The 19,271-nt window shown below is 64.9% G+C and carries 19 protein-coding genes; 8 read left to right on the top strand and 11 right to left on the bottom strand.

The features are described from left to right. Positions 1 to 14: 14 nt before the first annotated feature. The 3 genes from ARTH_RS04070 to ARTH_RS04060 are packed head-to-tail and all read right to left on the bottom strand — an operon-like array spanning position 15 to position 2,338. Positions 15 to 1,364, bottom strand: a complete 1,350-nt coding sequence (locus ARTH_RS04070; protein ID WP_083812735.1) for an MFS transporter — start codon at positions 1,362 to 1,364, stop codon at positions 15 to 17. 45 nt (positions 1,365 to 1,409) lie between these two features. Further along, complete coding sequence (locus tag ARTH_RS04065; protein WP_011690656.1) at positions 1,410 to 1,946, bottom strand: DUF3027 domain-containing protein; 537 nt, start codon at positions 1,944 to 1,946, stop codon at positions 1,410 to 1,412. Between the two features lie 8 nt (positions 1,947 to 1,954). Further along, entirely contained in the window at positions 1,955 to 2,338 is a 384-nt protein-coding gene (locus ARTH_RS04060; protein WP_011690655.1) for a cold-shock protein, read from the bottom strand. Positions 2,339 to 2,522: 184 nt separating this feature from the next. On the opposite strand from ARTH_RS04060, the gene ARTH_RS04055 reads away from it, so the two are divergent. The 3 genes from ARTH_RS04055 to ARTH_RS04045 are packed head-to-tail and all read left to right on the top strand — an operon-like array spanning position 2,523 to position 6,967. After that, positions 2,523 to 2,756 carry a hypothetical protein gene (locus ARTH_RS04055; protein ID WP_011690654.1) on the top strand — a complete coding sequence of 78 codons (234 nt, stop codon included), beginning with the start codon at positions 2,523 to 2,525 and terminating at the stop codon, positions 2,754 to 2,756. 10 nt (positions 2,757 to 2,766) lie between these two features. After that, positions 2,767 to 5,271 carry a helicase-associated domain-containing protein gene (locus tag ARTH_RS04050; protein WP_011690653.1) on the top strand — a complete coding sequence of 835 codons (2,505 nt, stop codon included), beginning with the start codon at positions 2,767 to 2,769 and terminating at the stop codon, positions 5,269 to 5,271. Positions 5,272 to 5,311: 40 nt separating this feature from the next. Then, complete coding sequence (locus ARTH_RS04045) at positions 5,312 to 6,967, top strand: DNA repair helicase XPB (RefSeq protein WP_011690652.1); 1,656 nt, start codon at positions 5,312 to 5,314, stop codon at positions 6,965 to 6,967. A gap of 26 nt (positions 6,968 to 6,993) precedes the next feature. Here the strand turns inward: ARTH_RS04045 and ARTH_RS04040 are convergent, their stop codons facing one another. Beyond that, positions 6,994 to 7,863, bottom strand: coding sequence for an FHA domain-containing protein (locus ARTH_RS04040; RefSeq protein WP_011690651.1), 870 nt, complete (start codon positions 7,861 to 7,863; stop codon positions 6,994 to 6,996). Between the two features lie 7 nt (positions 7,864 to 7,870). Beyond that, the gene (locus ARTH_RS04035) at positions 7,871 to 8,128 is read right to left on the bottom strand and encodes a hypothetical protein (protein ID WP_011690650.1); all 258 of its coding nucleotides are present in this window, start codon (positions 8,126 to 8,128) and stop codon (positions 7,871 to 7,873) included. Positions 8,129 to 8,430: 302 nt separating this feature from the next. Between ARTH_RS04035 and ARTH_RS04030 the strand changes: the two genes are divergently transcribed. The 3 genes from ARTH_RS04030 to ARTH_RS04020 all read left to right on the top strand — a co-directional run bounded on the left by ARTH_RS04030 (position 8,431) and on the right by ARTH_RS04020 (position 11,037). Beyond that, the gene (locus tag ARTH_RS04030) at positions 8,431 to 9,141 is read left to right on the top strand and encodes a response regulator transcription factor (protein ID WP_043429399.1); all 711 of its coding nucleotides are present in this window, start codon (positions 8,431 to 8,433) and stop codon (positions 9,139 to 9,141) included. A gap of 2 nt (positions 9,142 to 9,143) precedes the next feature. Next, positions 9,144 to 10,634 (top strand): sensor histidine kinase, encoded by a 1,491-nt coding sequence (locus ARTH_RS04025; protein WP_043429396.1) that lies wholly within the window; start codon positions 9,144 to 9,146, stop codon positions 10,632 to 10,634. Between the two features lie 115 nt (positions 10,635 to 10,749). Beyond that, positions 10,750 to 11,037 (top strand): WXG100 family type VII secretion target, encoded by a 288-nt coding sequence (locus ARTH_RS04020; protein WP_011690647.1) that lies wholly within the window; start codon positions 10,750 to 10,752, stop codon positions 11,035 to 11,037. Positions 11,038 to 11,043: 6 nt separating this feature from the next. On the opposite strand, the gene ARTH_RS04015 is transcribed toward ARTH_RS04020, so the two are convergent. Beyond that, on the bottom strand, positions 11,044 to 12,003 hold the full coding sequence (locus ARTH_RS04015) for a ribonuclease HI family protein (RefSeq protein ID WP_011690646.1): 960 nt from the start codon (positions 12,001 to 12,003) through the stop codon (positions 11,044 to 11,046). A gap of 226 nt (positions 12,004 to 12,229) precedes the next feature. Here ARTH_RS04015 and ARTH_RS04010 point away from each other — a divergent pair, with 226 nt between their 5' ends. Then, entirely contained in the window at positions 12,230 to 13,540 is a 1,311-nt protein-coding gene (locus tag ARTH_RS04010) for an ABC transporter substrate-binding protein (protein WP_011690645.1), read from the top strand. 87 nt (positions 13,541 to 13,627) lie between these two features. Here ARTH_RS04010 and groL read toward each other — a convergent pair whose 3' ends face one another. From groL to ARTH_RS03985, 5 genes are all read right to left on the bottom strand, one after another. Further along, positions 13,628 to 15,265, bottom strand: a complete 1,638-nt coding sequence (gene groL, locus ARTH_RS04005; protein ID WP_011690644.1) for a chaperonin GroEL — start codon at positions 15,263 to 15,265, stop codon at positions 13,628 to 13,630. Between the two features lie 295 nt (positions 15,266 to 15,560). After that, positions 15,561 to 16,874 (bottom strand): ABC transporter substrate-binding protein, encoded by a 1,314-nt coding sequence (locus tag ARTH_RS04000; RefSeq protein ID WP_011690643.1) that lies wholly within the window; start codon positions 16,872 to 16,874, stop codon positions 15,561 to 15,563. Next, on the bottom strand, positions 16,874 to 17,077 hold the full coding sequence (locus tag ARTH_RS03995) for a cold-shock protein (RefSeq protein WP_011690642.1): 204 nt from the start codon (positions 17,075 to 17,077) through the stop codon (positions 16,874 to 16,876). Before ARTH_RS03995 ends, ARTH_RS04000 begins: the two co-directional genes overlap by 1 nt. 169 nt (positions 17,078 to 17,246) lie before the next feature. Then, positions 17,247 to 17,897, bottom strand: a complete 651-nt coding sequence (locus tag ARTH_RS03990; RefSeq protein ID WP_011690641.1) for a LytR C-terminal domain-containing protein — start codon at positions 17,895 to 17,897, stop codon at positions 17,247 to 17,249. Positions 17,898 to 17,946: 49 nt separating this feature from the next. After that, complete coding sequence (locus ARTH_RS03985) at positions 17,947 to 18,219, bottom strand: DUF3263 domain-containing protein (RefSeq protein ID WP_011690640.1); 273 nt, start codon at positions 18,217 to 18,219, stop codon at positions 17,947 to 17,949. Positions 18,220 to 18,493: 274 nt separating this feature from the next. Between ARTH_RS03985 and ARTH_RS03980 the strand changes: the two genes are divergently transcribed. Then, positions 18,494 to 19,261 (top strand): uracil-DNA glycosylase, encoded by a 768-nt coding sequence (locus ARTH_RS03980; protein WP_043429391.1) that lies wholly within the window; start codon positions 18,494 to 18,496, stop codon positions 19,259 to 19,261. Positions 19,262 to 19,271 lie beyond the last annotated feature (10 nt).

Here is a 19,271-nt window from a genome sequence, read left to right as displayed (position 1 = left end):
CCAGCGCAGGCGCGTTAGCGTTCGACGGCGTCGTCCGGGTTTTGCTCCCGGACGGCGCCTTCGTCTTTGCGCACGCTTCTTTCAGCTTCGCCGTCGTGGTCGGGCCCGGCGGACACCAGCCGGAAATAGCGCAGTCCCCGGGCGCGGCGGTTGAATCCGAGCCTCAGCTGCTTGGCCCGGACAATCCACACCATGCCGATCAGCGCGGCCAGCAGCCCGGATGCCGCCGCCACGGACATGGACCAGCGGGGGCCGGCAACATTGGCCACCCATCCCACCAGCGGAGCGCCGACGGGTGTGCCGCCCATGAAGATCGCCATGTAGAGGGCCATCACCCGGCCGCGCATCACAGGGTCCGTAGTGGTCTGCACGTAACCATTGGCGCTGGTCATCATGGTTATGGCAAAAAGGCCTACCGGCACCAGGGCCACGCCGAACCAGAAGTAGTTCGGCGCCAGGGCCGCCAGCCCCGACGTGACCCCGAAGGCGCCGGCTGCCCCGAAAATGATCCGGAGCCTGGGCTTGGACCGCCCCGCGGACAACAGTGCCCCCGCCACGGAGCCGATGGCCATGATGGAGTTCATCAATCCGAAGGCACTGGCATCCAGCCCGAATTCCGTGCCCACCATGGCCGCGATGAACAGGACGAAGTTGAGCCCGAGGGTGCCCACGATGAAGACGGCCACAAGCACCACCACGATGTCCGGGCGGAACCGCACATAACGCAGCCCTTCGCGGATCCGTCCCTTGCCGGGAGCCGCCCGCGGAAGGACTCGCAGGGAGGAAGCGGGTATCTTCCACAGGCTGAACAGGAGTGCCAGGAACGTCACAGTGTTGATCAGGAACACCCAGCCCGGCCCCACTGCCACCGTCAGCACGCCGGCCACCGCGGGTCCAATCATCCTGGCCACGTTAAAGGATGCGCTGTTGAGTGCCACCGCATTGGGCAGGTAGTCGTCCCGCACCAGTTCCGAGACGAACGTCTGCCTGACAGGAGCATCGAGGGCGGACACAAGGCCCAGCAGAAGGGCAAAGGCGTAGACGTGCCACAGCTGGCCGGCGCCCAGGACCACCAGGAGCCCCAGGCCCGTGCTCAGCAGCGCCATGGCGGACTGGGTCGTCACCAGGAGGTGGCGGCGGTTAAAGCGGTCAGCCACCAGCCCAGCCACGGGTGCGAGGAACAGTTGCGGCCCCAGTTGCAGTGCCATGGTGATACCCATGGCCCCGGCGTCGTGGTCTGTCAGGTGGTCAAAGACCAGCCAGTCCTGGGCCGTGCGCTGCATCCAGGTCCCGATGTTGGAAATCAGAGCGCCCACAAACCAAAGGCGGTAGTTGAGGATATGCAGGGACTTGAAGGTGGACATCATCGCCGGCCTCCGAGATCCTCAGTCCCCCACGGTTCCAACTGGCTAGTCGGCCTCGCGGTCGGAGCCGGGCTCTTCCTCCGGTGCCTCGCTGACGTCGCCGTTAGCATCGGCATGCTCGTCGGAGTCCGCATCGTCAACCCCGCCTGCGTCCAAAACGGCCGGGACGGCGTCCACGGTCTCGGCGTCCAGTTCATCGTCCTGGGCGTCCTCCGGGCGCACCCGTTCAGCCCACGGCACCCACTCGGGCGCCAGGACGGAGTCCTCCGAAGGCAGCAGGCCAAGTTCGTTCACCGTGATGACCTTGGACCGGGAATTGCGCGTGATCACGGCGTACCATTGCCACCCCTGATACCCGGCGAGCCGGGACTCGAAGAGATGCGTGACAATACGGTCCCCTTCGCTCTTTGCGCCCAGGTGCTGACCGATCTGCTCGGCCGGGGCGATGCCCTCTACCGCAGCCCGGGCAAAGTCCACAGCCGCAGCGAGCACCGCATCCGGTTTCCCGGTGCGCCACACGGGAACGCCGGCGCGGGGCTTTGAAGCCGGTTTGGGGGTGCTCTGGTCAGGTTGGGAAGTCATGGGGAGGCCTAAGCGTCCAGCTCGTCGGCAACCTTACGGAGGGCGGCGGCGATCGCCTTGGCCTTGTTGCCTTCCGGGTACTTTCCGGCGGACAGCGTTCCGGACAGGTTGTCCAGCACGGTCACCAGGTCCTGGACGAGGGGCGCCAGGTCCTTGGCGCTGGGACGCTTGGCCTTGGCAATGGACGGTGTCTTGTCCAGCACGCGAAGGCCGAGGGCCTGGGCTCCCTTGCGGCCGTCAGCCACGCCGAACTCCACGCGGGTGCCGGCCTTGAGTTCCGTTACGCCCTCGGGCAGTGCGGATTTGGGCAGGAATACTTCCTGGCCGTCCTCACCTGCGAGGAATCCGAAGCCTTTTTCCTTGTCATACCACTTGACCTTGCCGGTAGGCACGTAATCAACCTTCTTCGTTCTGGACTTCCTGTGACACGGCCGGCGGCCACCGCATCCGCATTGATATGCGGGTTCAGGGTATGACTGCCTGGACCATGTTGGTCTGTATCTTCAAGGTTATCCTGCCGGAGCCCGGTTTCCCGCTTTGCGGCACGGGCACAGCCGGGCTGTTAGCGTTACTTCCATGACACCCTCCCGCTACCGGCGGCCACTGATGATAGTTGCGGCGGTTTTTGCCATCCTTTCGCTGGCTGCCGTGGGCGCCGTCATGGCCATTGCCTTTGCCGGCAGCGCCGCCCCCGTGTGGGTAACTACATTGGCCCTGTATGGCCTGCCGCTGGCTTTCCTCCTCATGATCGTCCTGGTGATCGACGGCGTTGCCGCCCGCCGCCGGGCAGGAAAGTCCGGCGGGCGGTAACGTTGGACTGATGTCCCTTATTCGCGCGCTCAGCAAGGAACTGGAGGCACGCAGCGACGACTCGTTGCGGGCCTTGTTCTCTGCGCGGCCGGACCTGGTCTCACCGAACGTTCCGGACTTCGCGGCCCTCGCGGCCCGGGCCAGCGCGAGGGTGAGCGTGCAACGGGCCCTGGAGCGGCTGAACCGGCCGCAGATGCAGGTATTGGAGACCCTCCACCTCTGCACGAATACGGACACTGCCCACAGCGCCTCGGCAGCGGGACTCAAGAAAGTCATCCACGGTGCGTCGCTGTCCGCCATCGAACGAATTTTGCAGTCTTTGGAAGAACTGGCCCTTGTGCACCGCGCAGAGCCGCCGCACGGCGCCGCCGTGCCCGCCGGTCCCCGCCAGCGTTTCTACCTTCCGGTGGGAAGCCTCCGTGACGTCGTGGGGATCTACCCGGCAGGACTGGGCAGGAGCTATACGGAACTTGTACGGCTGCAGCCGGCTTTCGCCCAGCGGGTGGTGCAGCTTGTGGCCGAACTGCACCACAGCGGAGCCGCCATCCATCCCGCCACGACCCCCATGGAAGCGGCCCTGTCGCTGCAGCACTGGACGGCCACGCCGGAGGCCCTGCAACAGATCCTCGCCACCGCCCCGGACCGCACCACCGCTCTCCTTGCCCGTTTCGGGAACTGGGCCATGGGGGCCGTACCCCAAGCGCAACGGCGGGCGTCGGTGCTCAACGAAGGGTCCGACGTCGGCCCCGTGGACTGGCTCCTCGCAAGGGGCCTGCTGGTGCCGCTGGACGCCGCCCACGTGGAATTGCCGCACAGCGTGGGGATCGCCCTCCGCGGCGGCGCCGTGATCGAGGACTTCACGCTGACTCCCCCGGCACCCAGGCTTGGACAGACCACCGCGGCGCTTCGGCGCAATGCCGCCTTGGGTGCGATCGCCGAAACCCTCCGCCTGACAGGCGAACTCCTGTACGCCGTGCGCGAGCAGCCCCTCGTGACGTTGCGGAGCGGCGGCGTCGGCGTCCGTGAGATGAAGCGGCTGGCCGACTCGCTCCGGATCGATCTGCACCGCGCCGGACTGCTTGTTGAACTCTGCGCCCTGGCCGGACTGCTCCGGCTGGACGTTGACAGCTCCGCCTGGGTGCAGCCGGAACAGCTGGAGTGGCTGACCCTGCCACGGCAGGAACAGTGGCTCTGGCTCGTGAATGCCTGGCTGGCCAGCGAGCGCGCCCCGTCGCTGGTGGGCCAGCCTGCCGCGGGTCCCGGTGCGGGGCCGGCTCCGCACCGGGCAGCAGCCGGCACCACCATCAACGCACTATCCGCCGAAGCCCAGCGGCCGGACGCGCCCGTGGTCCGGAAGCGCATCCTGGAGATCCTGAACGAACTGACGCTTGAAGCCGAGGAAGCGGACGGCAAAGCGCCGGTACTGGACGCCGCGGCGGTACTCCAGCGGGCCGAATGGACCCAGCCCAGGATGGCCAGACGCTTCAGTTCGCTGATCCGGGGCGTCCTGGCCGAGGCGGAAATGCTGGGCCTCATCGGCTCGGGCGCGCTCAGCCAGCTGGGTTCCGCCATTGCCGCGGAACGGCCCGATGAGGCGCTGGACATCCTCGGAGAGCATCTGCCGGCCGCCCTTAACCACGTCCTGCTGCAGGCTGACCTCACCGCTGTGGCGCCGGGCTACCTGGCGCCGGAGTTGAGCGAGAAGCTCCTCGTGATGGCCGATGCCGAAGGCCAGGGCCCTGCCACCATCTACCGGTTCTCCGTGGCATCCATCCGCCGCGCCCTTGACGCCGGCCATGACGCCGCCACCCTGTTGGGTTTCCTGCGCGAACACTCGGCCACTGCCGTACCGCAGCCGCTCGAATACCTGGTGGAGGACACCGCTGCACGGCACGGCAGACTGCGGGTGGGGGTGGCCTCCAGCTTCATCCAGAGCGACGACGAGGATGCCCTGCTGGAACTGGTCAAGGAATCCAGCGCGTCGGGGCTGGGCCTGGTCCGCATCGCCCCCACGGTCCTCATCTCCCACGCGCCCCCGAAGGAAACCGCGCAGGTATTGCGTGCGCTGGGATTGTCACCGGCAGTCGAGGAACCGCAGTCGACGCTGATCCGGCTGCGCCGGACCACAGCCGTTCCAGGCAGCGGACGTCCCGTGTACAGCGCGCCACGTACGGCGCCGGCGGAGGCCGACGTCGACGCCCAGCTGGCGATCCTCCGCAGCCAGCGGACCCCGCCCGGTTCGGACGGCAACGGAAGCCGCCGCCCGCCGTCGGCCGTAACCGGCGAGGAAGCAACCCAGCTCGGGCTCGAAACCCTGCAAAAGGCCATCCGCCTCCGGCAGGCAGTGGTGATGAACGTTGTGGACAGCCAGGGGAATTCCAGCAGGGAAACGGTTGTTCCGGTATCTGTGAGCGGCGGACGGGTCAGGGTCTTCGACCCGGCCCGCGAAACCGAACGCGTGCTCTCCATCCACCGGATCATCGACATTGAGGCTGAAGAGGAATTCCAGCAGTGACCAGCACCCCACAGACCTGCGGCACGATGGCTTGGACGCCGTGACCGTCGGGCCCCTGATCGTCCAGAGCGACAAGACAATCCTGCTCGAAGTGGACCATGAGCAGGCAACAGAAGCCAGGCACGCCATCGCTGCTTTCGCGGAACTGGAGCGGGCGCCGGAACACGTGCACAGCTACCGGCTTACTCCGCTGGGCCTCTGGAACGCCCGCGCGGCAGGGCTGGACGCGGAACGCGTTCTGGACACCCTGTTGAAGTATTCGCGCTTTCCCGTGCCGCATTCCCTGCTGATCGATATCGAAGAGACGATGTCCCGGTACGGCAGGCTGCGGCTGGAAAAGGACCCCCAGCATGGGCTGGTGATGCGGACCAGCGACTACCCGGTGCTTGAAGAAGTGTCCCGCGCCAAAAAAATCCAGCCATTGCTGGGGCCTCGGATCGACGGCGAGACCGTGGTGGTCCATTCCTCGCAGCGGGGACAGCTTAAGCAGCTGCTCCTGAAGATCGGCTGGCCCGCCGAAGACCTGGCCGGCTACGTGGACGGGACGCCGCACCCCATCATGCTCAACGAATCCGGCTGGAAGCTCCGGCCGTACCAGAAACTGGCCACGGAGAACTTCTGGGCAGGCGGCAGCGGCGTCGTCGTACTCCCCTGCGGTGCGGGCAAAACGCTGGTGGGCGCAGCGGCCATGGCCACGAGCTCCACCACGACGCTGATCCTGGTGACCAACACCGTGTCCGCCCGGCAGTGGAAGGACGAACTGGTCAAACGGACCTCGCTGACGGCGGACGAAATCGGCGAGTACTCAGGATCGGTCAAGGAAGTCCGCCCGGTCACCATCGCAACGTACCAGGTCCTGACGACGAAACGCGGCGGGCTCTACCCCCACCTGGAACTGGTGGACGGCCACGACTGGGGCCTGATCATCTACGACGAGGTCCACCTCCTGCCGGCACCCATCTTCCGGATGACGGCGGACCTGCAGGCCCGGCGTCGGCTGGGGCTGACGGCCACGCTGGTGCGCGAGGACGGCCGCGAAGGCGAAGTCTTCAGCCTGATCGGCCCCAAGCGCTATGACGCCCCCTGGAAGGACATCGAGGCCCAGGGCTACATCGCGCCCGCGGACTGCGTGGAAGTGAGGGTGGACCTCCCACACGACGAACGTGTCGCCTACGCGATGGCCGAGGACGCGGACAAATACCGGCTGTGCGCCACCTCCGAGACGAAGACCGCCGTGGTGGAACAGCTCGTGGAGCAACACCGGGGTGAGCAGCTCCTGGTCATCGGCCAGTACATTGACCAACTGGACGAGCTGGGTGAGCGGCTCCAGGCCCCCGTCATCAAAGGTGACACGTCAGTGAAGGAACGCCAGAAGCTGTTCGCGGCATTCCGGATTGGCGAGGTGCAGACCCTGGTGGTTTCAAAGGTGGCCAACTTCTCCATTGACCTTCCGGAGGCTTCGGTGGCCATCCAGGTGTCCGGCTCGTTCGGTTCCCGGCAGGAGGAAGCCCAGCGCCTGGGCCGCCTGCTGCGCCCCAAGCAGGACGGCCGCGCGGCACGGTTCTACTCACTGGTGGCCCGGGACACCCTCGACCAGGACTTCGCGGCAAAGCGCCAGCGGTTCCTGGCAGAGCAGGGTTACGCCTACCGAATCATGGACGCCAAAGACGTGGGACGGAATCCCACGGCCACCTGATCCCCCGGCGGCTCCGCGACGGGCGGTCAGCTAACCCCCCATGAACCGTCCCGTTCCGTGGTTCCGGTCCGCGGATCAAGCTGCGGCGCCTGGTACGCAAGCTCCCCGCCGCTGCGCCCCCCGAAGGGACGCCCGTGGTCAGCGAATTCCTCGCGGAAATATGCCAGGCACCACTGCCCCATCTGTATCCGCGCGCCCGTGCGAAGGACCGACTCACCGGTTGACGAGACGCTGCCTGCGACCTTTCCGTGCGGCACCAGTACGTACTCGTCGTCAGCGTTGTGGACAATTTCCGCGTGGAGGCCGTCCAGCCCGGCAAGCTGGACGTCCGAAGACGCGTCGCTGCCTATCCGCACGATCTCCCTGCTCAGCGTAAATTCGCGCGGCACCTGACCGTTCCAGGTGGCCGAGTCCTGCACAAAAATGAGCCGTGGCCTTCCGCTCCCCCTTGTGTGGTGGGTGGTGGTGACGCGGCGGACGATGCTCCGCCTGACAGTCGGCATCAACGGCAGCGGTGTCTGGGGCGGCAGCAGCGAGAATGCCCGCGCCGAGCGTCGTCCACGCTTCATGAGCGGCGCCAAGGCACCGAGCTTTCCCAGCTTGATATGGGGCGAGCGCGTGATGAGCCGCTGCGATGCCGGGCTGGTGACCGCGCCGAGGCTCACAATGTGTCCGTCCGGACCGTCGACCACCACGGTGAGCCCGCGGTCCGCCAGGGTCTGGGCCAAAGGGCGGACGTCATCGAGCGACGGCATGCCGCTGGAACCGAACGATTCCAGCCCGTCCACGGCGATTCGTACTTCGCTGCCGCTTGCCCCGGCCGTTCCCCGCGTTACCGTTCCGGACTCATCGGTGAACGAGAAGTCCAGATCCATGTCGAGGCGGAATCCGTTCACGTCCCGCTCAGCTCCGGTTCTCGTCTGACCCCGTGGCGTCTTTGTCGCTGGTGGTTACCCGAAGGCTGCCGTTGAGCTTCCAGGTAGCGCGCGGGGCGTCCGGGCCGATGTCACGCGGAACCTCCACGGTCATGTCGATGAAGTTGTAGTTGATCGCAGCGCCCTTCCCCGTCAGGTAGGACCACATCTCCTCAGCCAGGTCTGCCCAGTCGCGGATGCTGCGGTCGGCTGTACGGGTACTCTCAGGCGCGTTTACTTCCGTCATGGTGGAAAATCCCCTTCATTGGGTGCCGCATGAACGTTTCGTGCCGAATCCTGGTGGACTCAGTGGCCTCACTCTAGTACTGGCCGGTAGCAGTGGAAACCCTTGGCAGCACGAACGAATTTGCCGCGAAAAGGGTTCCCGCACCCGCTGCTTACGCATGGCCGCAGGGCTGCCGCAGCCAATGCTGGCAAGGCCCTTGAGCAGAATGGTGAAGTGACGCCGCGCCTCGTAGGGAGATCCACCCACGGGACACTCAACATTCATTCAGAAAACTCCCAGATTCTGGGAGCATCATGGGAGGTATGAAAAAGAACGGTCCCGAAGCCAAGCTGCTCGTCGTAGATGATGAACCAAACATCCGCGAGTTGCTCTCCACCTCCTTGAGGTTCGCGGGCTTCGAGGTTGTCTCGGCCGGCAACGGACGCGACGCCCTCGCCGCCGCCGAGCTCCACGCCCCCGACCTTGCCGTCCTGGACGTCATGCTGCCGGACATGGACGGGTTTACGGTGACCCGCCGGCTGCGTGCCTCCGGCAAGCACTTCCCCGTCCTCTTCCTCACGGCGAAGGATGATACCGAGGACAAAGTCACCGGACTCACCGTAGGCGGCGACGACTATGTCACGAAGCCCTTCAGCCTGGACGAGGTAGTGGCCAGGATCCGCGCCGTACTCCGCCGCACCCAGCCCCTGATTGACGACGACGCCGTGATCCGCGTAGACGACCTCGAGCTCGACGACGACGCCCACGAGGTGCGCCGGGGCGGCACCGTGATCGAGCTTTCGCCGACCGAATTCAAGCTTCTCCGCTACCTGATGCTGAACCCGAACCGGGTGCTGTCCAAGTCCCAGATCCTGGACCATGTCTGGGAATACGACTTCAACGGCGACGCGTCCATCGTGGAGTCCTACATTTCGTACCTGCGTCGCAAGGTGGACATCGACCCCGATGCGCCGGCCCTGATCCAGACCAAGCGCGGGGTGGGCTACGTACTGCGGACAGCCGAGAAGCGCTAACCTTGCTGCACCGTTGGAAGTCGGCTTCACTGCGTTCCCAGCTGGTGGCCATCATGATGGCACTTATGCTGGTGGCGCTCGCCGTGACCGGTTCCGGCACCCTGACACTCCTGCACAGTTACCTGCAGGGACAGGTTGATGACAAGCTCAAGGTCGCCGTCAATTCGGTGAAACAGCAGCAGTCCTTCAGCCAGCTGCTCCAGCAGAATCCGAACATCCCCACGGATTACTCCCTGATGCTCCTGCGCCAGGACCAGGATGCGTTTCCCTTCGGCGGCAGCAAGGACTCGCACCCGGACATCGACAGCCTGTCCCCCGCCGAAGCCAACAGGCTGGATCTGGCCCCCTTCCAGGTCAGGGGTACGGACGGGCGCAACTGGCGCGTCGTGGCGCTGCCGGTCCTGGACGGCAACCAGCGAAATGCGGTCGTCATCATCGGCCTGCCCCTGGCCCCCGTGGACTCGGTCGTGGAGCATGCGTCACTTGTGGTGATCGGCGTGGGCTTCCTGACCCTGGTGCTGGCCTTCTTCATTGCCACCTGGACGGTCTCCAGGTCCTTCCGGCCGCTTGCGCGAGTGGAGAGGACCGCCGCTGCCATTGCCGCTGGTGATCTCTCCCGCCGAGTGGACGTGGAGAATCCTGCCACGGAGGTGGGCCGGCTTGGTGGCTCCCTCAATGCCATGCTGAGCCATATTGAGTCCGCCTTCGCGGCCAGGATGGCGTCGGAAGAGCGCATGCGCCGCTTCGCCGCTGACGCTTCGCATGAACTCCGCACCCCGCTGGTGACAATCCGCGGTTTCTCGGAGCTCTACCGCCAGGGTGCGTTGACGAAGGAAGAGGACGTGGCCACCGCAATGGGTCGGATTGAGAGCGAGGCCAAGCGGATGGGCTCCATGGTGGAGGATCTCCTGCTCCTCGCCAGGCTGGATGAGCAGCGTCCCCTCCAGCAGAAGCCTGTGGATCTGCTGCTCCTCGCGAATGACGCCGTGGTGGACACCCAGGCCAGCGACCGGGACCGGACCATTTCGCTGACAGGCCTCGACGGCGGACCGCCGTCTCCTGCACCGGTACTGGGCGATGAGGCAAAGCTGCGCCAGGTGGTGGGCAACCTGGTGGGCAACGCCCTCCGCTACACCCCGGCCGGGACACCCGTTGAGCTCGCGGTAGGGGTCCGGACTGACGATGCCGGCCGGCGGTCCTCCGTCATCGAGGTGCGCGACCATGGTGCCGGGATCCCGGAGGACGAAGCATCCCGGATCTTTGAGCGTTTCTATCGCGCGGACACTTCGCGGACCCGCGAAACCGGCGGCAGTGGCCTTGGTCTGGCCATCGTTGCTGCCATTGTCGGGTCGCATTCAGGCTCTGTCCAGGTGGTTCCGACCGACGGCGGCGGCGCCACCATGGTGGTGAGCCTCCCGTTCCAGGACGAGGCGGCCGGCTACGCCCACAGTGAGCCCGACGGCGGCGACGGCGGCGAAGTTGTCCACATATAGCCAGCAGCTGTAGCGGGGTTTTCTCTGCGCTTCCTAGGCTCGACGTAGCGGTCCGAACACCCGGCCGCCCGCAAGCTTGAAGAAGGCTTTCGAACAGCGTCGAAGGGCAATACCAATGAGCATCATCTCTGTTGATACCGAACTGCTCCAGCTCAAATCTGCCAACGTCAAAGCTACGGTTGACCGTATCAGCACGGACGTCCAGGCGATGAAGAGGGGTCTGGATGAGCTGCAGGGAACGTGGCGCGGATCGGCGGCCACCAACTTCCAAGGACTGATCACCGAGTGGACCATCACGCAGGGCAAAGTGGAGGCCGCCCTCGCGTCCATCAACACAGCCCTCGCTTCGGCGGCCGCCACATATGCCCAGGCAGAGCAGGGCAACACGCAGCGGTTCAGCTGACCGGCACTAGGCTTCCGGTGTTCCCTGGTGGAAGCGCAGGCGCCAGCGTTTTCCGTCGAGGACCCAGAGCGAACTCCGGAGCGAGGATCCCTCCCGGCCCTTGCTCCGGTAGGTCAGAAGGACCGCTTCAGCGCCGATCCGCTCGGCGCCGATCATCTCCAGCTCAGCTGCACCGCCAGGATTCTCCTCGAGCGACATCATCATTGAATCCCGCGTCCACAGCCTGCCGGAACTGCCGATTTCCGTAAACTCCGGGTGGAGCAGCACGCCGGTCCGTCCGATGTCGGCGCGGGTATCCGGGCTAAGCAGCTCCCGTTCCAGTGCTTCAACAACGGCCTCGGGAGTTGCTTCCCGCCCGGTTGGAGCCGCGAACGGATCTGTCTCCAGCTCACTGAAAAGATCCGGCTCGGCAAAGTGATCAGGCCGGTTGCTGCTGCCCGGCGCCACGGAATCCCGCACCGCCGGCGCGTTGGCGGCGGGGGCTGCAGAGGCGCCGTCGCCGCGGACGAAACCCGGCCCGGACCGCACGGCAATGCCCTGCTGATAGGCGGTCGCAGCAGCCCGCGCACGGTCGTCGGCGGCCTCATTCAGATCGTGTCCGGCGTGGCCACGGACCCACTCGAAGCGGTATTTGCGTCCGCTCAGCGCCTGGTCGATTTCCCGCAGGATCTCCACGTTCAAGACTGGCTTGCCATCGGCCTTGCGCCAGCCCTTGCGTTTCCAGCCGGGCATCCACTTGGTGACCGAGTTGATGACATATTGGCTGTCGCACAGAATATGCAGCTCCTCCCCGGGAAGGTGTGCAGTGCAACGGAAGAGATCCAGCACGGCCATCAGCTCACCCTGGTTATTGGTGCCGTGCGGCCAGCCGCCGGCCCGCCAGCAGTCGTCATTCACGTACCAGGCCCATCCGGCCGGACCGGGATTTCCTAAAGCCGAACCGTCGGCTGCTGCAGTAATCGTCACCGCACTATCCTGCCAGACCGGCCCGACATTGTGGTTTCCAGCCGTCCACCGCCCTTTCGGAAAACGCTTACCCTCAATCGTTGACAGGCTCAGATTGTGCGTGCAAGAATCAGAACTCCCCGTTCAGAAAGCGTTTTCTCAACGGCTGTTCGGCCTTCAGCGCCCCCCGCGGCGCGGACATCGCAGTTTCAAACAATTCCACGGCTGTACACAGGAAGGCGTATCAATGAAGATCTCGTCCGGAAGCAGGTTTCGACTCAGGATTGGAGCCACCGCCGCTGCCCTCGCGATGCTGGTCACAGGCTGCGGCGCGTCAACAGGTTCCGGCGGCGACAAGGAAGTCACACTGCGCTTTGCCTGGTGGGGCAACGAGTACCTCAACGCCCAGACCCAAAAGGTGATCGACGCGTTCGAGGCCGAACACCCCAACATCAAGATCAAAGCGGCCCCTGGGGAATGGAGCGGATACTGGGACAAGCTGGCCACCACCACCGCCGCCAATGATGCACCGGACGTGATCCAGATGGATCAGAAATACATTGCCGAATACGGTGGCCGCGGAGCCCTCCTTGACCTGGCCAAGCAAGACGGCATCGACCTGTCGAAAATGGACAAGGAACAGCTCGCCTCCGGCCAGTACGACAATGCCCAGTACGGACTCAGCACAGGCAAGAACGCCTACGTGGTCATGGCGAACACCAAGGTATTCGAGGCGGCCAACGTTCCGCTTCCCGACGACGCCACCTGGACCTGGGATGACTTCAACGAAATCGCCACGAAGCTCACCAAGGCGGGAGGGGGTACAAACTTCGGGGCTGCATACGGCAGCAACGAAGCCGACCTCATCATCTGGCTTCGTCAGCACGGCGAAAACCTGTACTCACCGGACGGCAAGCTGGCCTTCAACGCCGGGACTGCGGCTTCGTTTTGGGAACGCCTGAAAAAGCAACGGGATTCCCAGGCAAGCCCGCCGGCCACCGTCGCTACGGAGGACGCAGGCGCCGGTTTGGAAGAAAGCCTGTTCGGGACCAATAGGATCGGCATGGCGTGGTGGTGGACCAATCAGCTCGGATCCCTGGAGACCACCACGGGAAGCAGCATCAAGATGCTCCGCGCACCGAGCACGGACGGAAAAGCGGCTGACAACGGCATGTACTACAAGCCCTCAATGTTCTGGTCCGCCTCTTCGAGGTCCAAGAACCCGGAGGCAGCGGCAACATTCATCAACTACCTGGCAAACAGCCCGGAGGCTGGATCGATCCTCATGACCGACCGCGGGGTCCCTGCCAACTCTGAAGTTCTGGCGGCCATTACGCCGAAGCTGAAGACGGCGGACTCGACGGTGGTCGGCTTCCTCCAGGACATCAAACCTGAGATGGCTGAGGCGCCCCCTGTACCGCCGGTCGGGTCGGGCAGCGTGCAGAATGTCATCAAGCGGTACACCGACGAAGTCCTCTATGACCGTAAGTCACCTTCAGCGGCCGCTGAGGAGTTCAAGAAGGAAGTCGAGGGGATGCTGGCCTCAGCCCGCAAATGATCCACTACCGGCTCGTCACCTCCCAGTAAAAGCAAAGTGCGGCTCCCTCGAAGCGAGGGAGCCGCACTTTGCATATGCGTCGGGAGTTTAGAAACCGCCCATGCCGCCCATACCGCCCATGTCGTCGCCGCCACCCATGGCCGGAGCGTTCTTCTCCGGCTTGTCGGCCACGACGGCCTCGGTGGTGAGGAACAGACCCGCGATGGAAGCAGCGTTCTGCAGGGCAGAGCGCGTTACCTTGACGGGGTCGTTGATGCCGGCAGCCAGCAGGTCAACGTACTGTCCGGTTGCGGCGTTCAGGCCATGACCTGCAGGCAGGCCACGGACCTTGTCTACAACAACGCCCGGCTCGAGGCCGGCGTTGAATGCAATCTGCTTCAGCGGCGCGTCAATGGCAACGCGGACGATGTTGGCGCCCGTTGCTTCATCGCCTTCGAGCTGCAGGTTGGCGAATGCCTTGGCGCCGGCCTGGATCAGGGCCACGCCACCACCGGCAACGATGCCTTCTTCAACGGCAGCCTTCGCGTTGCGGACAGCGTCCTCGATGCGGTGCTTGCGTTCCTTGAGCTCAACTTCGGTAGCGGCACCGGCCTTGATGACTGCAACGCCGCCGGCCAGCTTGGCCAGGCGCTCCTGCAGCTTCTCGCGGTCGTAGTCGGAATCGGAGTTCTCGATCTCGGAACGGATCTGGGAAACGCGGCCGGCGATCTGGTCGGCGTCGCCTGCACCCTCGACGATGGTGGTCTCATCCTTGGTGACAACGACCTTGCGTGCCTTGCCCAGGAGTTCGAGGCCGGCGGTCTCAAGCTTGAGGCCGACTTCCTCGGAGATGACCTGGCCACCGGTGAGGATGGCGATGTCGGCGAGCTGAGCCTTGCGGCGGTCGCCGAAGCCCGGAGCCTTGACGGCGACGGACTTGAAGGTGCCACGGATCTTGTTGACGATCAGGGTGGCAAGGGCTTCGCCCTCGATGTCTTCGGCAATGATCAGCAGCGGCTTGTTGGACTGCATGACCTTTTCGAGGACAGCAACCAGTTCCTTGACGTTGGAGATCTTGGAGTTGACGATCAGGATGTACGGGTCTTCGAGGACCGTCTCCTGGCGCTCAGCGTCGGTGACGAAGTAAGCGGAGATGTAGCCCTTGTCGAAGCGCATGCCTTCGGTCAGTTCAAGCTCGAGTCCGAAGGTGTTGGACTCCTCGACGGTGATAACACCTTCCTTGCCGACCTTGTCCAACGCCTCTGCGATCAGCGCGCCGATTTCGTCGTCACCGGCGGAAATCGATGCCGTAGCGGCGATCTCTTCCTTGGTTTCGATTTCCTTGGCGGACGCCAGCAGTTCGGCGGTGACGGCTTCAACAGCCTTCTCGATGCCGCGCTTCAGGGACAGCGGATCAGCACCGGCCGCGACGTTGCGCAGGCCTTCCTTGACCAGGGCCTGTGCGAGCACGGTTGCCGTGGTGGTGCCGTCGCCAGCGACGTCGTCCGTCTTCTTGGCAACTTCCTTGACCAGCTCGGCGCCGATCTTCTCGTAGGGATCGTCCAGCTCGATCTCCTTGGCGATGGAAACACCATCGTTGGTGATCGTGGGGGCGCCCCACTTCTTTTCGAGGACAACGTTGCGTCCACGCGGGCCGAGGGTGACCTTGACGGCGTCGGCGAGGATGTTCAGGCCCCGCTCAAGACCGCGGCGTGCCTCTTCATCAAATGCAATGATCTTGGCCATAACGGCAGTAGTCCTTTCGGGACAGTCGTTAAGAATGAACCTTCACTGCGGTGCCCGCGACGGACGATCCTTCACCGACGGCCTCTGTATGCCGCGCGGATGGGATCTCACCCCAGCAAGGTATTTCTTTCGCTCCTGGTCCTTCCCGCTCTCTCCGCAGCCGGCCGGAACCGGGCGTTGATTTAGCAGTCAGTCCGTGGGAGTGCTAAGTCAATAATTAGCACTCCCCCGGGGAGAGTGCAAGCAGAGATTGCGCTGAAAGGCCCTCCTGCGGCCCGCACTACGCTAGGAGCGATCAGCGGCCGGGCCGGGCGGCAGTTTCGCTTCCACTCATCCGCGGGGTGTTATCCGCGGCGTACGTGAACACCATGTAGTTGGCGGTAGTGACGTCCCCGTTGAAATCAAAGCCGATGGGCCCGGACTCGCCGTCGTAATCCGCCGGCTTACCGGCCTTAATGGCATCCCCGCATTCTTTGTAGCTCCTGCAGGGTTCAACCGCTTCCGCGCCGTGCTGCCCGGAAACCGCGATCAGCTTCGCCGCGATGGATGATCCGGCGTCGTCCTGGGCAGCGGCCGCGGCGATGGCGGCCAGGTTCGCGGCGTCGTAAGTCTCCGCTGCGAACGTCATGTCCTTGAGCCCGGGATCAACGGCTACTAGTTCGCCTTGGAAGTGCGCCGAAGGGAAGACGCCCGGCAGGATCCCGCGCGCACCATCAAGCGCTTTGGACCCTAGGGCGGAGCCGTACTGGTTGATGGCGCCGTCGCTGAGAATCAGCTTGCTGCCTGCAACGCCCGCGTTGTTGAGCTCCGCGATTGCGCCCTGGGCTCCGGCCCGAGCCACGAGAATGACCGAATCCGGACCCGCTGCCTTGACGGCAGCCGCCGTCTTTTGTGCCTGGCCGGCAGTGAAAGCGGCCTCCGCCACCGTTCCAAGGCCGGCGGCTTTCGCTGCCGCGGCAACGGCCACAGAGACGTCCTTGCCGTACATCCCGTCCTCGTGGACGATCGCTATTGTCCGGGCGCCGCTGTCCTTGGCCAGTTTCACCAGCACGGGCGCTTGGGCCGTGTCGGCCGCCGACGTGCGGAAGTAGTATCCGCCGCTCCTGTAATGCGTGAGGCCGTGCGCGGTATTCGCCGGAGAGATGACGGCCACTCTGGCCCGCGACAGGACATCAATTGCCCCGGGGGCGCGGCTCGAGTCAGTGGGACCTATGACGACATCCGCCCCGGCCGCTACCAGGTCCTTGGCCTGCGAGGTGGTGTCCTCGCTGATATTTTCAGGCAGCAGTTGCACCGGCCGCCCTTTGTGGCCCCCGGCGGCGTTGATCTCCTGCACCGCCAGCTTGGCCGCGGCGAGTTGCGAGGCGTTGAGGAAGGACTGCTTTCCCGTGTTGTCCAGCAGCAGGCCTATCCGCAGGATGCCATCGCCACCGGCGTCAACGGCATCAACACGAGCGTTTCCGGTCTGGCCGGAGCAGCCGGCCAGCACGAGCGCCGTTCCCGCTGCAAGAACCGCTGCTGCTGTGAACCGCGGCCGCGCAGGGCCAAACCGGTCGGCGCCGAACCGGGCGGGGCTGTCTGTGCCATGCATTGCCGCGGCGGGTGGCATCAGGCCGTCCGGACGTTCTCTGCCTGGGGACCCTTCTCGCCTTCGCCTACCTCGAACTGCACCCGTTGCCCTTCGTCCAGAGCCCGGTAGCCTTCCCTCTCGATGGCCGACCAGTGGACGAAGACATCGTCTCCGGAGCCGTCAACGGTGATGAAGCCATAGCCTTTTTCGGCGTTGAACCATTTAACGGTTCCCAATGCCATGTTGCCCACACTTTCCGGTTGCTCTGTGTCCGGCCCATGTCACTGTGCGCCGTCGGGACGGTCCGCGTTGAGACGCGGCATCCGGAATCACTTTAGCCATTGCCGTTTGCCGGGGGCAGGACCCGGCCCTGCGAGCCCCTAATAGTTATTCAGGCGTAACCGAAATTCCTTACTGGAAGCCGGGCCCGAGAACCACAACCACCGGCAACTGGAACTCGGCAGAGTCCACCAGCGACGTGATGTTCAGGAGCTCCCCCAGTGCCTCGGCATTGGCTTTCTGCAATGCCCCGCTGTAGTAGATCACGGAGGACTGTTGCGGCATTCCGCCCCAGTTGCCCACCGGTCCCAGCGTCCAGCCGTCACCGGCGACGGTGCTGCTCACGCGGCCGGCAAGTCCCGCGGTGGTGGTCCCGTTGTAGACAGCCACGGCCTGGCTCTTGTCAACAGCCGGTGCATCGGCGGAAGGTACCGCGGAGGGAGAGCTGCTGGCAGCAGGCGTCTCGCTGGCGGAAGGAGCCGCGCCCGGCTCGGAACCGGCCTCAGCGCTAGGAGACGAGGTGCCTTGCGGAACCTCAGCGGAGGGGGAGGCCGAGGGGCTGACCAGTGCGGACCCTGCCGCCATCAGCGGGCTGCCGGCAGGAGCAAATCCCAGCTTGGGAAGGAACAGGAAGGCGACCAGGCCGATGGCCAGCGCCGCCACACCGACGGTCAGGATTGGTCCCAGCCGGCGCCGGGGAGCCTCGGAGGCGACCCTATGGACACCCTGTCGCGAGGAGGTCTCAGGGACCCTGTCGAATTCATCCCGAGCATATTTGGTCATGATAAAACGATGTCCTTGTTGGTTCTTGCTGATTGCCCGGCCCCGACGTCTAAGCGTCAGAGCCCAATCGGCGCGCCGTGCGTGCCCGTTGGCGTGACGTACGTAGTCTACGCAATCTCTTCACGAGCATGGGGTCCTGGGCCAGGGCGTCCTCGGTGTCAATCAGCGTGTTGAGGATCTGGTAGTAGTGGGTGGCTGAGAGGTCGAACAGCTCACGAATGGCTTGTTCCTTTGCCCCTGCGTACTTCCACCACTGCCGTTCGAGGGCCAGCATCTGCTTGTCCCGCTCGCTCAGCCGTGAGCCCGGCTGCGGAGCCGGCATAGGGTCTGCTCCGGACACGGTTTCGCTGCCGGTGTCCGCAAGTGACAGGTCATCGCGCACTGGTTCGGCCACGGCAAAATCCTCCACTTGATCCGGTCAAAGTCTCCTTTCCATGGTACGGGCGAATAACACGCATGTCATTTACGCCGTATGACGTGACGGCGTGGAGGCGGGTAACGCAAGGTACGCCCGCCACCACAGACTTTTGCCGGCGTCCGGCCGGGCGCCGTGGGCCCGCCAGCGACTTGGAGTACAACACTGCGAGAATGGACCCGTGTTTGATTCTGAAGCCATATTCGAGCTGGAGCCTGCCGTTGAGGGTGCTGACTTTGCCGAGATGGCACGAGTGCCGCTGGACCGCCTTATGGCTGCAGACTGGGCTGCGGCGCTGGCTCCCGTGGAGGCGGAGTTGCGGAGCGTCCTGGAGTACCTTGCTGCTGAAGTGGCGGCCGGGCACCAGGTGCTGCCGTCGCCGTCGAACGTTTTGCGCGCATTTCAACAGCCGCTGGCCGGGGTCAAAGTCCTCATCGTCGGCCAGGACCCCTACCCGACCCCGGGCCATCCGATCGGATTGTCCTTCGCGGTAGAAGGGCACACCAGGCCCATCCCGCGCAGCCTCGCGAACATCTACAAGGAACTCGAATCCGACCTCGGCCTTCCGGCCCGCGTCCACGGGGACCTCACGCGCTGGGCGGACCAGGGCGTCCTCCTCCTGAACCGCGTCCTTACGGTCCGGGCCGGGGCAGCTGGATCCCACCGGGGCAAAGGCTGGGAACCGATTACGACGGCGGCAATTGCCGCCGTCGCCGGCCGCCGCGCTGCAGACGGGACGGCAGCGCCCCTCGTGGCGGTGCTGTGGGGCAAGGATGCCGAGGGCGTCCGCCCGTTGCTTGGAGACACTCCGGTCTTCGCCAGCGCCCACCCCAGCCCGTTGTCGGCCGCCCGCGGATTTTTTGGGTCGAGGCCGTTCAGCAGGGCAAACGAACTCCTCCGGGCCCAGGGTTTGGAGCCCGTTGACTGGGAACTTCCCCCGGTTCCTTAGCCTAGGCTTA

This window comes from Arthrobacter sp. FB24 (genome assembly GCF_000196235.1).
Classification (GTDB): Bacteria; Actinomycetota; Actinomycetes; order Actinomycetales; family Micrococcaceae; genus Arthrobacter.
Note: the sequence above shows the minus strand (reverse complement) of the source record. Positions and strands in the feature narration are given on the sequence as shown.

Coding starts and splice junctions, on each gene's coding strand:
- ARTH_RS04070 (WP_083812735.1), bottom strand. CDS start 1,364: ATGTCCACCTTCAAGTCCCTGCATATCCTCAACTACCGCCTTTGGTTT.
- ARTH_RS04065 (WP_011690656.1), bottom strand. CDS start 1,946: ATGACTTCCCAACCTGACCAGAGCACCCCCAAACCGGCTTCAAAGCCC.
- ARTH_RS04055 (WP_011690654.1), top strand. CDS start 2,523: ATGACACCCTCCCGCTACCGGCGGCCACTGATGATAGTTGCGGCGGTT.
- ARTH_RS04050 (WP_011690653.1), top strand. CDS start 2,767: ATGTCCCTTATTCGCGCGCTCAGCAAGGAACTGGAGGCACGCAGCGAC.
- ARTH_RS04035 (WP_011690650.1), bottom strand. CDS start 8,128: ATGACGGAAGTAAACGCGCCTGAGAGTACCCGTACAGCCGACCGCAGC.
- ARTH_RS04030 (WP_043429399.1), top strand. CDS start 8,431: ATGAAAAAGAACGGTCCCGAAGCCAAGCTGCTCGTCGTAGATGATGAA.
- ARTH_RS04020 (WP_011690647.1), top strand. CDS start 10,750: ATGAGCATCATCTCTGTTGATACCGAACTGCTCCAGCTCAAATCTGCC.
- ARTH_RS04010 (WP_011690645.1), top strand. CDS start 12,230: ATGAAGATCTCGTCCGGAAGCAGGTTTCGACTCAGGATTGGAGCCACC.
- groL (WP_011690644.1), bottom strand. CDS start 15,265: ATGGCCAAGATCATTGCATTTGATGAAGAGGCACGCCGCGGTCTTGAG.
- ARTH_RS04000 (WP_011690643.1), bottom strand. CDS start 16,874: ATGCCACCCGCCGCGGCAATGCATGGCACAGACAGCCCCGCCCGGTTC.
- ARTH_RS03995 (WP_011690642.1), bottom strand. CDS start 17,077: ATGGCATTGGGAACCGTTAAATGGTTCAACGCCGAAAAAGGCTATGGC.
- ARTH_RS03990 (WP_011690641.1), bottom strand. CDS start 17,897: ATGACCAAATATGCTCGGGATGAATTCGACAGGGTCCCTGAGACCTCC.
- ARTH_RS03985 (WP_011690640.1), bottom strand. CDS start 18,219: ATGCCGGCTCCGCAGCCGGGCTCACGGCTGAGCGAGCGGGACAAGCAG.